The sequence below is a fragment of the Embleya sp. NPDC055664 genome (assembly GCF_053618075.1).
Genome location: NZ_JBSHGZ010000003.1, coordinates 129,162 through 143,301 on the forward strand (window position 1 = coordinate 129,162; position 14,140 = coordinate 143,301).

The window sequence follows — 14,140 nt, forward strand, 5'->3', positions numbered from 1 at the left end:
ACGGCGGAACCGCCGGCGCGGATCCGGGCGCGAAACGACACGGATCGGGCCCGGCGCGGACCCGGGTCGTCGATTCCGGTCGCGGTGCGGGTCCGGATAACGATTTGCCCGGGCTCCGGCGGACGGAAATCCTGATCCGATGACCAGCGAGAGCAGCGCAGAGCGGACCGGTACGACGTCGCCCGAGGCGGAGGCGCCCGGGATGTCCGAGGCCGCGCCCGTGGCCTCCGGGGTACGCGTGCCGTGGGAGGCCGCGCCGGAAGGGCTGCGCGCGGCGGTGGAGGCGCGGCTCGGCGCCCGGGTCGTGCGGGCCGTCACCCAGGTCGGCGGATTCTCGCCCGGCATCGCCGCCCGAGTCGAACTCGCGGACGGCCGACGGGCATTCGTCAAGGCCGTCGGCGCCGAGGCGAACCCCGACGCGCCCGGCCTGCACCGGGCCGAGGCCAGGGTCGCCGCCGCCCTCCCTCCCGCCGCCCCCGTGCCGCGCCTGCTCGCCGAGGTCGACCTCGACGGCTGGGTGGCACTGGCCTTCGAGGACATCGACGGCCACACGCCCGTGCAGCCGTGGCGTCCGGAGGACCTGACCCGGGTCCTGGCCGCCTGCGCCGACCTGGGCGCCGTCCTGGACCCGTCCCCGATCGAGGTGCCCACCGTCGCCGAGGCGCTGGGCGTCACCTTCGGGGCGTGGCGACGCGGCTTCGATCCCGAGTCGTTCGGCGCGTGGACGTGCGCCAACGTCGAGCGGATCGCCGCGCACGAGGCGTACTGGCCGACCGCCGCCGAGGGCACCGCCCTGGTGCATGGTGACCTGCGCGCGGACAACATGCTGCTGACCCCGGACCGGGTCGTGTTCGTCGACTGGCCGTGGGCCGTGCGCGGGGCGTCCTGGATCGACGTGGTCCTGATGGCGCCGAGCGTGATCATGCACAACGGCGACACCGCCATCGACCCGATCGAGGCCCATCTGGCCCGGCGGGGGGTGGACCCGGACCGGATCACCGCCGTACTGGCCGCCGCCGGCGGCTTCTTCGCCGCGAACTCCCTGGGGCCGGCCCCGAACGGCCTCCCTACTCTGCGCCCGTTCCAACGAGCCCAGGCCCACGGCGCGCTGCACTGGCTCCGCCGGCGCCTGGCCTGAACCGCCGGACAGGGCCCGGGGCGCGGCTCAGCGGCGTGCCGCGTGGGCCTTGCCGCGCTGGGCGCCGAGGCCGGCGAGGCGGGCGACGGCGACGCCGATCGCGCCGGGGAGCAGGCCCGCAGCGACGAAGGCGATGATGCCGGCGCCCCACCAGAGGATCTCGAACAACACGCGCGGAAGCCCGGTCAGCGCATCGGCGTTGTTGGCGGCGGCGAACCGACCCCAGAGGAGGATCATCACGGTCGGTGCGGCCAACCCGACCAGGATCCGCACCGCCCATCCGGCGGTGAGCGTGAACCCCCAGTAGGCGGTGGCCGCGACGGCGGCCAACTCGGCCAGGAACAGAAACAACATCGCGGTCCAATAGAGCACGATCATGCGAGCCTCCCCATGGCTTGCGAGAGCACCGCTCTCGCCCGAGAGCATCATTCTGCGTCCCATGCTCCAAGTCAAGAGCACTGCTCTCGTTTGCGAGCGCCGATCTCACTCGGGCCGAGGCGCCGATGCCACTCGGGCCGAGGGGGGCGGCCGTGCCGCGCCGCGTGCCGTCGCTCGGGGATCATGCGTACGCCGTGCCGCGTCGCCGGGTGGGCGACGGGCACGGCGCGTGTGGGGCCGGGGGCTCTACTCGCCGGGGGTGTCGGGCCCCTGGGAGCGGACCCGCTCGACGTGCTCCAGCGAGTCGCGGAGATCGGTGAGCCACGTGTCGGTGTTGCGCTGCACCAGGCGCACACACCAGGCCAGCGCGTCGCTGCGGCTGCGCGCGACGCCGCCCGCGACCAGGGTGTCCAGGACCTGACGTTCGGGCTGGCGGAGCCGGGTCATCACGGGTACGGAGACGTTGGTGTAGAGGGCGCGGGTCCCGCCGCACTCGACGCCCCACGACACCTTGCGGCCGAAGCGGCGTTCGGCCTCGCGGGCCACCGCCATGCGGTCCTCGCGGGTGCGCTCGCGGAACTCGGCGATCCGCCCGTCGAGCGCGGCCTCCCGCTCGTCGGCCGATACCTCCTCGGCGAGTTCCGGCTCGGGGATACGGCCGATGACGGTGATCTCCTCACGGTCGACGATCACCTCGACCAGTGCGGTGAACAGGCCCTCCGGCAGGCGTCCGGTGAACCAGCCGCGCACTGCTTCCTGCTTCGTTGTAATCATGTAATCCAAGTTACGCCGATACGAAGGGAAGGCAAGAAGGTCCGCCCACGGCGGAATCCGAGGGGAGCGCGCGGCCCCGCGCCCGCCGGGACCAACCCGCCGGTGTGTCGACGACCCGTCCCGGTCGGATGGCAGACCCGGAAGGTAGCTTGGGCCGCATGACCATCGAGGGCGTTGCCACACGGGTACCGGTCGGGGTGGGCCGATGAATCGGCTCGGGCTGGTCGCGGTGGTGGTGCGGGACTACGACGAGGCGATCACGTTCTATACCGGCGCGCTCGGGTTCGACCTGCGCGAGGACACCCCGATGGCGGACGGGAAACGCTGGGTCGTGGTCGCCCCGCCCGGCACGGGACCGAACGAGGCGGCCGTACTGCTGGCCAGGGCGGTGGACGACGAGCAGCGCTCCCGGGTGGGGGACCAGACGGGCGGCCGGGTCGGACTGTTCCTGTACACCGACGACTTCGCGCGCGAGCACGCCCGCATGCTGGCGGCGGGCGTGGTCTTCGAGGAGCCGCCGCGCCGGGAGAAGTACGGGATAGTGGCCGTCTTCCGCGACCTGTACGGAAACCGCTGGGACCTGATCGAACGGATGGGCCCGATCCGGTGAACACGGGGACGGGCGGCGAGCCGACCCGCGCCCTCCGCGCCGCCTACTGCGCCAACGAGATGACCAGCCACAGGAACCCCACACCCGCCACCGTGCACAGCAGCGTCGAGCCCGACGGGTGTGGGCTGTGCGCTTCGGGGAGGATGTCGGCGGTGGCGAGGTAGAGCAGGAAGCCGGCGAAGAAACCCAGGTACAGGCCGAGCGCGTGCTCCGGGATGGTGAACGCCAGCGTGAGGGCCGCGCCCGCCACCGGCGCGAGGGCGTCCGCGCCCAGCAGGGTCAGGGCCCGGCGGCGGTCGTTGCCGTACATGCGGGTGACGGTGAACGTGTTGAAGCCGTCGGCGAAGTCGTGCGCCACCACCGCGATCGCCACCGTCGTGCCGACGGTGGTGCCGGCCTGGAACGCGGCGCCGATCGCGAAGCCGTCCATCACGCTGTGCCCGACCAGCGCGATGCCGGCGGTCAGTCCGATGCCCTTGACCCGGCCGTCGGTGCCCATGGCCGGGCCGTGGTGGTGGGCGTGCGGGGCGTACTCGCTCTCGTGGCCCCGGTGGATCGCCACCGAACGCTCGACCACGTGCAGCACGAGAAAGCCCAGAACGAACATCAGCAGCGCCTGGGGCACCCCGCCGATCCGCCCACCCGCCGCCGACAACGACTCGGGCAGCAGGTCGAACGCGACCACGCCGAGCATCAGTCCGGCGGCGAGGCCGAGTACGAGATGCCGACGATCGCCGATGCGCTGCGCCACCCAGCCGCCGAGCAGGGTCATCAGGAAGGCGCCGGCAGCGACCAGTACGGCGGTCACGCCCGCGCCTGCCCTGGCCTGCTCGGCTGCGTCCGGGACGGCGTCATCGAACCATCGTCGTCGAGCGGATGGGCGCCCGCGCTCGGGGCTGCGCCGTACGAGTGTGGATCGGCGACGCCCACGCGCCGATCGCCGGGTCCTGCGTTGCCCGTTCCCCTCGTGCCGCCCGCCCTGCAAGATGTCGGTTGATATTCCTGCACAGCCCTCGCCGTAGGAGTTGGAGGAATAGTGAGCCGAACCCTGCCCCGCCCCCGCGTGCGTTCCCGACGCCGGATGCCCGCGACGATCGTCGCCGCGGCCGCGCTGCTCCTGGTGTTCCTGGCGCCACCGGCCGCCGAGGCCCATCCGGACGGCCCCGGCGGCGAACCGGGGTGCGACCCGATCGACCCGGCGGCGTGTTTGTTGCCGTTCCCCAACGACTGGTACACGCAAGCCGATCGGCATACCGAGACCGGGCGGCGGGTCGCCTTCTCGGCGGCGATGATGCCGCACGGCGCCACCCCCGACGCGTGGAATCGCAACGACGGCTTCTCGCCCGGTTCGACGCTGACCACCAGGGTCCCCGGCGTCGACCTCGGCCGAAGCGGCGCGGCCCCGGTCACCGACGTCGGCGCCTCGCTCGCCCGCGACGCACCGATCGTCGTCCTGGACACCGACACCGGCGAACGGTGGCCGTACTGGGCCGAACTCGACGCCAACGCCGTCGATCCGACCCGGCAGGCGCTGCTGATCCACCCCGCACGAAACTTCGTACCGGGCCACCACTACGTGGTCGGCCTGCGCAACCTGCGCGGCGTCGACGGTCGACTGCTCGCCGCGCCCGAGGCGTTCGCCAAGGTCGCCGGCCGCACCCTCCCGCGCCGCGACCCCCTGGCGGCTCGCCAGGCGCGCCTGCGACCGGTCCTCGACCGGTTGGACCGGGCCGGTGTCGAGCGCCGTGGCCTGTACCTGGCCTGGGACTTCACCGTCGCGAGTGAACACAACCTCACTGCGGGCATGTTGCGGATGCGCGACGACGCGTTCGGTCGACTCGGCGATCAGGCACCGCAGTTCACGGTGACGGGTGTCAAGAACACCACGCCGCAGGAGGATTCGCGGATCGCCCGCGAGGTCACCGGGACGGTCACCGTGCCCAGCTACCTCGACCGCCCCGGCGGGCCCACCGGTTCCACGCTCAATCTCGGGCGGGACGGGCTGCCGCGCCAACTGCCGGGCAACACCCAGCAGGCCCAGTTCCGTTGCGAGATTCCGCGCAGCGCGTTCGACACCCCGTCGCAGGCGTCGCTGTACGGTCACGGCCTGCTCGGCAGCAACAACGAGGTGGGCGGCGGCAACGTCAAGGCGATGGCCGCCGAGCACGGCATCACGTTCTGCGCGACCAAGTGGATCGGCATGGCCGACGAGGATCTGCCCACCGTCGCCCGGGCGTTGGCCGACCTCGGCAGCTTCGGCGCGGTGCCGGATCGCACCCGACAGGGGTTCCTCAACGCGCTGTTCCTCGGCCGGGAGATGATCCACGAGCGCGGCTTCAGCGCCGATCCGGCGTTTCGTACCGATGCCGGCCGACCGCTGATCGACACCTCCAAGGGGCTGGTCTTCGACGGCAACAGCCAGGGCGGCATCCTCGGCGGATCGTTGGTCGCGGTGTCGCGGGACATCAAGCGCGGGGTGCTCGGGGTGACCGGGATGAACTACGGCGTGCTGCTCAACCGCAGCTCCGACTTCGGGCCGTACGGACGGATCCTGGACGCGACCTATCCGGACAGGCTCGATCAGCAGGTGGTGCTTTCGTTGTTCCAGATGCTCTGGGACCGGGGCGAGACCAACGGCTACGCGAGCGGCCTCGGCCGGGGATCGTTGCCCGGTACGCCACGCCACGACGTGCTGATGCAGATCGCGTTCGGCGACCACCAGGTCTCCACGGTGACCGCCGAGGTCGAGGCGCGCACGATCGGCGCGCGGATCCACGAGCCCGCGATCGCCCCCGGGCGCAATCCGGACCGGGACCCGTACTGGGGGATCAGGCCGCTGCCGCACGGGCCGTACCGGGGCTCCGCGCTGGTGGTCTGGGACAGCGGTTCGCCCGCCCCGCCGGTGACCAATACGCCGCCGATCGGGCCCGAGTACGGCCGCGATCCGCACTCGGACCCGCGCAATTCGCCGGTGGCCCGGCAGCAGAAGGCGATCTTCCTGGCCACCGGGCGGGTCGTCGACGTGTGCGGCGGCGCGCCGTGCACGGCACCGGCCGGTTAGCGCCGGCCCGGGGCCTTCGCCGCTACCGTGGCGGCCGGGACCGAGTGGGGTTGCGCTGCCAGGGAGTACGACGTGAGCGATGCACAGGCCGACTACGCCGACTCCGTGGTGGCCGCGTGGTCGGCGGTGCTGCCGGACGTGGAGGCGTCCTCGGTCGGGTTCGTGGTGCGGATGCATCAGGCGATGATCGCGATGGAGGAGTTCGACCGGCGCAGCATCGGTGCGCTGGACCTGACCGCGCCGGAGTACATGGTGCTGGCCGTGCTGGCCACCCGGCCGGACGAACCTGGCCTGACGCTGCGGGAGTTGCGGCCGCTGGTGATGTACTCCTCGGGCGGTATGACGCACTGCGTGGACCGGCTCGCGCGCAAGGAGTTGGTCGAGCGCCGGCCCAACCCCGAGGACGGCCGCTCGGTGCTGGTCTGCCTCACCGAGGCGGGCCGGCGCTGTGCCCGGACGGCGATGCGGGCGCGGATCGACGCGCTCGACGGGCTCCTCGAGCCGATCGCGGGTGCGGACCGGGACGTGGTGGACCGGGCACTGCGCATCCTGGCGTCGACGCTCGGCGGGCGCTGACGCGAGGGCGGTCGTGCGCTCGGGCCTGACCGGGCAGTCGCCCGCGGCGCCGGCGGCGCGCCGATCCGCTCAGGCGTCGGCGGATTCCGGCTCGCCGCGGTGGCGGGCGCGGAAGGCGGCGGCCTTGGCCCGGTTGCCGCAGCCGCGCATGTCGCACCAGCGGCGGCTGCCGTGGCGTGAGGTGTCCACGTAGAGCCGGGTGCACAGCGGCGCCTCGCACTCCCTGATCCGGTCCACGTCCGGGCCGCCGAACAACGTGATCGCCGAGCGGGCGATCTCGGCCAGCACCGCCGCGAGGTCGCCGGTGCGCTCCACTCGGCCGTCCGCGGTCAGCGCCACCCGGACCGGCTCGCCGGCTGCGAGGCGGTTGAGCGTCGCGCGGTCGGGCCCGGCGTACCCCTGTGGTGTCTCGCGGGCCAGGGCCAGTCGGTACATCGCCTCGCGCAGTTCGATCGTGTCCGCGAGCCCGCGATCGTCCACCGTCGGAAGCGTGTCGACGAGGCCGGCCGCGACCGTCCAGGACGCGAGCGAGGTCGGTGTGTCGAGAAGGTCGCGCGCCTCGGTGCGGCGCGCCTGGACGGTGCCGATCAGGTCGAGTGCGACGTCGCCGCCGCTGAAGGTGTAGGCCACCCCGTCAGGATAACCCGTTTGACAGGTTAGCGTCGGACGGGCCAGGCTGAGTAACCGGATTGGGCAGTTATTCTCTTCGTCGATCGGGAGTGGGTCCCAGTGACCGTCGCAGACACCACCCAGGACAGCAGGCAGCACGTCGCTCCGGGCGGCCGGTCGGCACCGACGGCCGTCGGGCATCCGCCGGATCGGACCGGGCGGCGAGTCGGGCGACCCGGGCGGGAACGGCGAAGGGACGCGGCCGGGAAGGCGGTGCCGCCGCTGTTCGTGCTGCTGTGGAGCAGCGGGTTCATCGTCGCCGCGATCGGGGTGGACGCGGCGCCGCCGTTGTTGCTGATGTTCTTCCGGTTCGTGCTCGCCGGAGCGCTGCTCGCCGTGTTCGCCCTGGTCGTGCGGGCGCCGTGGCCGCGCGGTCGACGGCTCGGGCACGTGATGGTGGCCGGACTGCTGTTCCAGGCGGTCCAGTTCGGCGCGCTGTACACGGCGCTGTCGCTCGGCATGTCCGCCGCCGTGGCGGCCCTCGTCCAGGGGCTCAATCCGGTGCTGATCGCACTGTTGGCCGGGCGTGTCCTCGGCGAGCGGGTGAGCGTGCGGCAGTGGTTGGGCTTCGGCCTGGGCACGATCGGGGTCGTGCTCGCCGTCTCCGGTCCCGCCGGCACGTCGCTCCCGGCGCTGGTCCTGGCCGTGGTCGGGCTGCTCGGGCTCAGCGTGGGCACGGTGTACCAGAAGCGCTATGTGCAGGACGTCGACCTGCGCACCGGCACGGCCGTGCAGTTCCTGGTCAGCGCGCCGTTCATCGGCCTGGGATCGCTGCTGTTCGAGACGCCGCACATCGGCGCGTGGGGGCCGTTCCTCGGCACGCTCGCGTGGATGGTGCTGGTCAACTCGATCGGGGTGTTCACGCTGCTCAACCTGATGTTGCGGCGGTCCTCGGCCAGTCGGGTCGGCACGCTGTTCTTCCTGACGCCGGCCGCGACCGCGCTCCTCGCGTGGCTCCTGCTGGACCAGTCGTTGCGGGTGACCACGCTGGCCGGGATCGCGATCGGCGGCGTCGGGGTGTTGCTGGCGAATCGCGGCTGAGGAGCCGCGGGCCAGGGACCGCCGTTGGTCAGCCCAGCACGTCGGCGACCGCTCGGGTGACCTCCGGCCAGGCCGTCGAGAGCGGGTCGACCGGCTCGAAGTGGCCGATTCCCGGGAGTTCGCGCAGGTCTGCTCCCGAGACGGCCGCGAAGGTTCGGCTCAGCGCGATCGGGACCTGCTCGTCGGCGTCGCCGTGCAGCAGGATCAACCGGCGCCCGCCGACCCCGCCCGCCGCCAGTCGGACCGGGTCGGTCTCGGCGAGCACGGGCTCGGAGTGGTCCGGCAGGAACTCGGCCGCCGCGCCGTCGTCCAGGTTCAGCTTCAGCGCCGCGTCCAGGTCCAGTACGCCGCCCAACGCGATCGCCCCCGCCAGGGCCGGCGGCGCGGACAGCCGACCCGGGCCACCCGCCGGCACCCGATCGCGGAGCGCGGCCCACACCGCGAGGTGCCCGCCGGCGGAGTGGCCGAGCAGCACCATCGGCTCCGGGACCTGCGCCGCCAGCAGATCGACGGCGGCGGCGACATCCTCGAACGTCCCGGGCCGGCCACCCCCCGGCTGCCCGGCCCGGCGATACTCGACGGTCGCGGCCGTGTACCCCTCGGCCGCCAACGCGACGCACATCGAGTACGTGTACCCCCGGTCGTACCGCGCCCGCCAATACCCCCCGTGCAACACCACGACAAGCCCACGCGACTCGCCCGCCGCCTGCCAGAGATCGACAACCTGCTCCACTCCCGCCCCGTACCGCAACGTACGATCCGGCCCGGCAGCCGACCGACCAAGAATGTCCCGCGAAGCGCTCATCCCGGCATTGTGCCGTTCCCGCCCCCCGGTCCTCCCTTCGCCCCGGCGTGTTCAGGGGGAAGTGGCCGCGGCATCCAGCAGTTCGTCGATGCCCGCGCGGATGCCGTCGGCGAGGGATTGGGCGTCGGGGACTGCGTCGAAGTCGGCGGTGATGCCGAAGGTGACGTGGTCCAGGTAGGAGAGGACGCCGACGCCGATGCGCATCGTGCCGGCGATCGGGACGTACGGGTAGAGCTCGCGCAGCGGGCGGCCCAGCATGTACAGCGGCACGCGCGGGCCCGGGACGTTGGTGGTGAGCGTCTGCAGGAAGCGCTGGGGGAAGCGCAGCGCGGTGCGCGAGCCGAGGGCCGGCAGGGTCGGCGCGGCGAAGTTGCCCAGATTGGTGAGGACATCGGCGCCGGCCGCCTGCCGGCTGCGTTTGAGGTCGTCCATCTGCTCGCGGATCGAGCGGGCCCGGGCCGCCGGATCGTCCTCGCCGACCGGCAGGTTCACCAGGATCGCGCTGAGCCGGTTGTTGAGCGTTTTGCGCTCGCGCGGCGCCCGCACCGACACCGGGACCAGCGAGCGGACCACCTGATCCGACGTCAACTCGCCCCGCCCCGCCGGCAGATCGCGAAAGCCCCGGGTGATCGCGGTGAGGATCACGTCGTTGACGGTGCCGCCGAACTCCTTCCGGATCCGTTTGATCTCGGCGATCTCCGCATCGGCCCACACCCAGCGCCGATGCGGCCCGATCGAGCCGTTGAGCGAGCCGGCCGAGGTCTCCAGGAGCCGATGCGCGGTACCGGGCAGGCTGCGGGCCGGCGCCCGGACGATGTCGGTCGGCTCCGAGCCGCTGCGCATTTCCCGAGCCGGCGCCGGCACCGCCGCCAGGTGCTTGATCGGGGCCGCGACCGCGTCCCGCAGGCCGTCCGCGATCAGATCCGCGGTGCTCGGCGCGGGCTCCGGGAGCCACGGGTCGAGGTCCGCCGACTCGTCGGCCCCGGGCGGCTCCGGGTCCTTGCGCCAGTCGAGCAGGATCTGCAGCAGGTCGGTGCCGGCGATGCCGTCGATCAGGCAGTGGTGCACCTTGGAGATGATCGCCCAGCGGCCGTCGGCCAGGCCCTCCACCAGCCAGACCTCCCACAGCGGCTTGGTCAGGTCCAGCCGCTGCGCGAACAGCCGGCCGGCGAGGTTGCGCACCTGATCGGCGCCGCCCGGCGCGGGCACCGCGGTGTGCCGCACGTGGTAGAGGATCTGGAAGTGTTCGTCGTCCACCCACACCGGGCGGCCCAGATGCAGCGGCAGCGTGCGGACCCGCTGCCGGTAGCGCGGCACGTCCGGCAACTTCGAGACGAACAGTCGGATCACGTCGCCGTACGACGGGGCGGGCCCGTCGAAGATCAGCACGGATCCGACGTGCATCGGCACGTTCTCGTCCTCGACGAAGTAGAACCCGGCATCCATCGCGCTCAATCGGTCCATCCAGGCACCGTAGGTGCCTTCCGAGGCCCGGTCCAGATACCCGGCGAAACGTGATAAGCGGTGCCGGCTCCCGGGTCCGGCGGACAGCGGCGGGGATGGCGGCTAGAGTCCGGGCGGCACATATCGAGGGGGGAAACTCGCAGATGGGCACATCGGGTACAGGCATGCCGAAAATCGGATCCACGCGGCGGCATGCGGGGGTGATCGTGCCGGCGTTGGCGGTGGTGTTGACCCTGGCATTGGCGGGGTGCGACGGGGACGGGGGCGGCAAGTCCGGCTCGCCGAAGCCCTCGCAGAGCGGCGGCGGGGCGGGCGCGGCCACCGCGTCGGGTTCGCCGACACCTTCCGCGCCGCCGTCCTCGTTGTCGCCGTCGCCGTCGGCGGCTGCGAAGAACTCCACGCCGACACCGTCGAAGGCACCCGCCACGCCGGCGGGCGACTCGGTCGGCACCGGGGGGAGCAAGAGCACGGGGTCGAGCGGCGGTTCGGCGGGGACGGGTTCGTCCGGTGGCTCCGGCACCTCCGGCACTACCGGCGGCAGCAGCACCGGCGGCGACGGGCCGGTCTACTACAAGAACTGCACCGCGGTTCGGGCCGCCGGCGCCGCGCCGATCCATCGCGGCGAACCCGGCTACGGCGCGCACCTGGACCGGGACGGGGATGGTACGGCCTGCGAATGAGTCGAATCGGCCGCCGTGGGGAGGGGGATGCCGGCGGCGGCCGGTCGGGCCGGCTACAGTCCTACGACAGTCGATCACGGGGGCGTGTGCAGCATGCGACGTACGAAGAAACGAATCTTCCGGGTCGGGACGGTCGCCGTCGCGGCGACCACGGCCGGCGTACTGGTCCTGACGGGATGCGGCGGTGGGAGCAAGTCGTCGAAGCGGCCGAAACCGCCGAAGCGCACGACGGTTTCCGTCCCGAGCGCGACCGCCACGAACCCCGGCACCGCGTTGCCGACCGCCACCCGATCCGGACCGACGGACACACCCGATCCCGCGCGCTTCACGAGTTCCGGATCGGCCACGACGGGAAACACGGGCGGTTCGGCCACGGGCGGCTCGTCCGGCGGTTCGACGGGCGGCTCGACCAGCGGGTCCAAGGGCGGCAGTTCGTCCGGCAGCGGCTCCAAGGGCGGTTCGTCCAGCGGTTCCAGGGGTGGTGGTTCACGCGGGGGCCGGTGACGGCTCGGCGTGACCCGGGAGCGCGAGCGGGGTGCCGGTCCGGCCCCCGTTCCGCCGCCCACCCGGCCCCTCGCCCGACCACCTGCGGATCGACCCGCCGACCGCCTTCGCGCCGAGTGGTCGAACACGGCAGGATGGCATCCAGCGTGGGGGCGGACGGGTGCAGGGCGGAAGGGCGATAGCGTGGCGAGTCGGCGGAGCACCGGCGTGCTGGGGACATGGGCCGAACTACAGCGGCAGCAACAGCGGCAGCGCGAGGCCGAGTTGCGCGCGCGGCAGCAGCAACAGCGGGCGGACGAGCGCAATCGCCGTGAGGCGCAGAAGGCCGCCGCCCGCGCGGACCGCGAGGCGCAGCGCGCCTACCAGCAGGCCCGCGAGGCCGAAGTGGCCCGACGGACCGCCGAGATCGAGGAGCGCGTCGCCGAACTCCAGGGCGTGCTCCGGGCCCGGCTGAGCGCGCCGGGGTTCCGCATCGACCGGTTGCGCGCCGCCGTGGAGATCCCGCCGTTCCAGCCGGGGGAGTTGGCCCGGCCGATCCCGATGCCCGATCCGGCGCGCTATCAGGTCGCCGCCCCGTCCGGCCTGGGCTCGTTCGCGCCCGGCGCGCACTCGCGCTATGAGCAGGACCGGGCGCAGGCACAGGCCCGCTACGAGCACGACCTGCGGGCCGCACAGGCCGCCGAATACGAGCGGCAGCAGCGATACAACGACTACCGCCGCCGGTTCGAGGAGTGGGCCAACGGTCAGCGGGCGCTCGCCGCGCAGCGCAACGAGCAGGTCGACGACCTGGTGCGGCGGCTCGCGGCGCGCGATCCGGAGGCGATCGAGGACTACTTCGAGGGGGTCCTGCTCGCCTCGCCGGACTGGCCGGAGGGCTTCTCCGACCAGTCGACGGTGGCCTTCGACGCCGCGCAGCGCCAACTCGTGGTCGACCACGAACTCCCGACCGTCGACGTGGTGCCGGCGGTGGCCCGGATGCGCTACGTCAAGACCGACGACCAGGAGAAGGAGGTCGCCCGCACGGCGACCGACCGGCGCACGATCCACCGCGACGTGCTCGCGCAGAGCGCGCTGCGGATACTCGCCGAACTGTTCTTCGCCGACCACGAGGGCATCCTCGACTCGGTGGTGCTGAACGGCTTCGTTCAGGCGATCGACCCGGCGACGGGCCGACCCGGGCGCACGTACCTGGTCACGGTGACCGCCCGCACGCAGGACTTCCGGCACATCAGCCTGGACCGGGTGGACGCGGTCGCGTGCCTGGAGGCGATGGAGGGCACGCTGTCGACGCGCCCGGACCGGCCCACCCCGGTACGCACGACCCGGCTCGCGGACAGCGTCGCCTCGGCGCCGACGCCGGCGCCCACCCCCACGCTGCCCGCGCGGCCCGGGGCCGACGACGATCCGGACCTGTTCGTGATGGACCCGATCGAGTTCGAGAACCTGATCGCCGAGCTGTTCCAGCGCATGGGCATGGAGGTCGCGACCACCGCGCGCAGCGGCGACCAGGGCGTCGACGTGGTCGCGGTGGACCCGGACCCGATCCGCGGCGGCACGATCGTGGTGCAGGTCAAGCGCTACCGGCACACCGTCCCGCCGACCGCCGTGCGCGACCTGGCCGGGACCGTACAGCACCACGGCGCGAACAAGGGCCTGCTGGTCACCACGTCCCAATTCGGGCCCGGCAGCCACGAGTTCATCCGCAACAAGCCGCTGGGCCTGGTCACCGGGCCGGAGTTGGTCGGCCTGCTCGCCCGCCACGGCCTGCGCGGTCGGCTGGGTCCGGGCACCGGCACGGCCGCCGCGCCCGGCAGCCGGCTCCTGGTCCAGGTGGCCTGGGACGCGGGGACCGCGCCGCCGCTGGACCCGTGCGCGTTCGTATGCCGGCGCGGACGGGTGCTCGGCGACGAGCACTTCGTCTTCTTCAACAACCCGGCCAGTCCGGAAGGGGCGGTGCGGATCGGTGACGGGGTGGGCTTCCTGATCGACCTGGCCCTGCTGCCCCGCGAGGCCGACCGGCTGGTCCTGGCCGCCGCCGTCGACGAGGAACACGCCCCCGGCCGCGACCTGAGCACCCTGCGCGGCACCAAACTCACCCGCCTCGAGCAGGCGAACGGCCGCAACCTCGGCACCAACCCGGTCCCGACCCGCCGCTCCGGCGAAACCGCCATGGTCCTCGGCGCCTTCGTCCGCACCGACACCGGCTGGACTTTCTCCCCCACCACAAACGGCTTCCGCAACGGCCTACTGGGCGTCGCGGAGTCACACGGTGTGGAGGTGGAGTAGGCCACGCCCGGCCCGGGTCGATCCGGCGTGCATGACGCTTCAGACGTCCAGCATGAGCCGAAGGTAGGTGCGGATCTCCTCCGCCTCCTACCTGGAAGTATGCGAAGCGGGGTGCCGTTGCCCGTCAGGGGAGCGGTGCCGGGCTGCCGGGGGT

At 72.9% G+C, this 14,140-nt stretch carries 14 protein-coding genes; 7 read left to right on the forward strand and 7 right to left on the reverse strand.

The features are described from left to right. Positions 1–139: 139 nt before the first annotated feature. Positions 140–1,138, forward strand: coding sequence for a phosphotransferase (locus ACWGR4_RS06335; RefSeq protein WP_452129598.1), 999 nt, complete (start codon positions 140–142; stop codon positions 1,136–1,138). Between the two features lie 27 nt (positions 1,139–1,165). Here the strand turns inward: ACWGR4_RS06335 and ACWGR4_RS06340 are convergent, their stop codons facing one another. Both ACWGR4_RS06340 and ACWGR4_RS06345 read right to left on the reverse strand, forming a co-directional pair. After that, positions 1,166–1,516: a YrdB family protein gene (locus ACWGR4_RS06340; RefSeq protein ID WP_452129597.1), complete on the reverse strand. Its 351-nt coding sequence runs from the start codon at positions 1,514–1,516 to the stop codon at positions 1,166–1,168. 246 nt (positions 1,517–1,762) lie between these two features. Next, a complete protein-coding gene (locus ACWGR4_RS06345) occupies positions 1,763–2,290 on the reverse strand; it encodes a hypothetical protein (protein WP_380001270.1) in 528 nt (175 codons plus the stop codon). A 205-nt stretch (positions 2,291–2,495) separates the two neighbouring features. Between ACWGR4_RS06345 and ACWGR4_RS06350 the strand changes: the two genes are divergently transcribed. After that, complete coding sequence (locus ACWGR4_RS06350; protein WP_380033423.1) at positions 2,496–2,900, forward strand: VOC family protein; 405 nt, start codon at positions 2,496–2,498, stop codon at positions 2,898–2,900. A gap of 43 nt (positions 2,901–2,943) precedes the next feature. On the opposite strand, the gene ACWGR4_RS06355 is transcribed toward ACWGR4_RS06350, so the two are convergent. Continuing rightward, positions 2,944–3,672, reverse strand: a complete 729-nt coding sequence (locus tag ACWGR4_RS06355) for a ZIP family metal transporter (RefSeq protein WP_395791107.1) — start codon at positions 3,670–3,672, stop codon at positions 2,944–2,946. A 309-nt stretch (positions 3,673–3,981) separates the two neighbouring features. On the opposite strand from ACWGR4_RS06355, the gene ACWGR4_RS06360 reads away from it, so the two are divergent. Continuing rightward, entirely contained in the window at positions 3,982–5,961 is a 1,980-nt protein-coding gene (locus tag ACWGR4_RS06360) for a hypothetical protein (RefSeq protein WP_452129596.1), read from the forward strand. Between the two features lie 72 nt (positions 5,962–6,033). Then, a complete protein-coding gene (locus ACWGR4_RS06365) occupies positions 6,034–6,537 on the forward strand; it encodes a MarR family winged helix-turn-helix transcriptional regulator (protein WP_380001276.1) in 504 nt (167 codons plus the stop codon). A 69-nt stretch (positions 6,538–6,606) separates the two neighbouring features. Here the strand turns inward: ACWGR4_RS06365 and ACWGR4_RS06370 are convergent, their stop codons facing one another. Next, a complete protein-coding gene (locus ACWGR4_RS06370; RefSeq protein ID WP_380001278.1) occupies positions 6,607–7,167 on the reverse strand; it encodes a CGNR zinc finger domain-containing protein in 561 nt (186 codons plus the stop codon). A gap of 99 nt (positions 7,168–7,266) precedes the next feature. Here ACWGR4_RS06370 and ACWGR4_RS06375 point away from each other — a divergent pair, with 99 nt between their 5' ends. Next, complete coding sequence (locus ACWGR4_RS06375; protein WP_452129595.1) at positions 7,267–8,247, forward strand: DMT family transporter; 981 nt, start codon at positions 7,267–7,269, stop codon at positions 8,245–8,247. A 28-nt stretch (positions 8,248–8,275) separates the two neighbouring features. Here ACWGR4_RS06375 and ACWGR4_RS06380 read toward each other — a convergent pair whose 3' ends face one another. Both ACWGR4_RS06380 and ACWGR4_RS06385 read right to left on the reverse strand, forming a co-directional pair. After that, positions 8,276–8,980: an alpha/beta hydrolase gene (locus ACWGR4_RS06380; RefSeq protein ID WP_452134184.1), complete on the reverse strand. Its 705-nt coding sequence runs from the start codon at positions 8,978–8,980 to the stop codon at positions 8,276–8,278. Positions 8,981–9,103: 123 nt separating this feature from the next. After that, positions 9,104–10,516, reverse strand: a complete 1,413-nt coding sequence (locus ACWGR4_RS06385) for a WS/DGAT/MGAT family O-acyltransferase (protein WP_452129593.1) — start codon at positions 10,514–10,516, stop codon at positions 9,104–9,106. Positions 10,517–10,680: 164 nt separating this feature from the next. On the opposite strand from ACWGR4_RS06385, the gene ACWGR4_RS06390 reads away from it, so the two are divergent. Then, positions 10,681–11,196, forward strand: a complete 516-nt coding sequence (locus tag ACWGR4_RS06390) for an excalibur calcium-binding domain-containing protein (protein WP_452129592.1) — start codon at positions 10,681–10,683, stop codon at positions 11,194–11,196. A gap of 74 nt (positions 11,197–11,270) precedes the next feature. On the opposite strand, the gene ACWGR4_RS06395 is transcribed toward ACWGR4_RS06390, so the two are convergent. Beyond that, on the reverse strand, positions 11,271–11,648 hold the full coding sequence (locus ACWGR4_RS06395) for a hypothetical protein (protein WP_380001288.1): 378 nt from the start codon (positions 11,646–11,648) through the stop codon (positions 11,271–11,273). Positions 11,649–11,907: 259 nt separating this feature from the next. Between ACWGR4_RS06395 and ACWGR4_RS06400 the strand changes: the two genes are divergently transcribed. Next, positions 11,908–13,986, forward strand: coding sequence for a restriction endonuclease (locus ACWGR4_RS06400; RefSeq protein ID WP_452129591.1), 2,079 nt, complete (start codon positions 11,908–11,910; stop codon positions 13,984–13,986). Positions 13,987–14,140: the final 154 nt, after the last annotated feature.

What these genes read in the sequence shown, in the direction of transcription:
- ACWGR4_RS06355 (WP_395791107.1), bottom strand. Translation starts at nt 3,672, where the DNA reads ATGACCCTGCTCGGCGGCTGGGTGGCGCAGCGCATCGGCGATCGTCGG.
- ACWGR4_RS06350 (WP_380033423.1), top strand. Translation starts at nt 2,496, where the DNA reads ATGAATCGGCTCGGGCTGGTCGCGGTGGTGGTGCGGGACTACGACGAG.
- ACWGR4_RS06340 (WP_452129597.1), bottom strand. Translation starts at nt 1,516, where the DNA reads ATGATCGTGCTCTATTGGACCGCGATGTTGTTTCTGTTCCTGGCCGAG.
- ACWGR4_RS06390 (WP_452129592.1), top strand. Translation starts at nt 10,681, where the DNA reads ATGCCGAAAATCGGATCCACGCGGCGGCATGCGGGGGTGATCGTGCCG.
- ACWGR4_RS06385 (WP_452129593.1), bottom strand. Translation starts at nt 10,516, where the DNA reads ATGGACCGATTGAGCGCGATGGATGCCGGGTTCTACTTCGTCGAGGAC.
- ACWGR4_RS06360 (WP_452129596.1), top strand. Translation starts at nt 3,982, where the DNA reads ATGCCCGCGACGATCGTCGCCGCGGCCGCGCTGCTCCTGGTGTTCCTG.
- ACWGR4_RS06335 (WP_452129598.1), top strand. Translation starts at nt 140, where the DNA reads ATGACCAGCGAGAGCAGCGCAGAGCGGACCGGTACGACGTCGCCCGAG.
- ACWGR4_RS06345 (WP_380001270.1), bottom strand. Translation starts at nt 2,290, where the DNA reads ATGATTACAACGAAGCAGGAAGCAGTGCGCGGCTGGTTCACCGGACGC.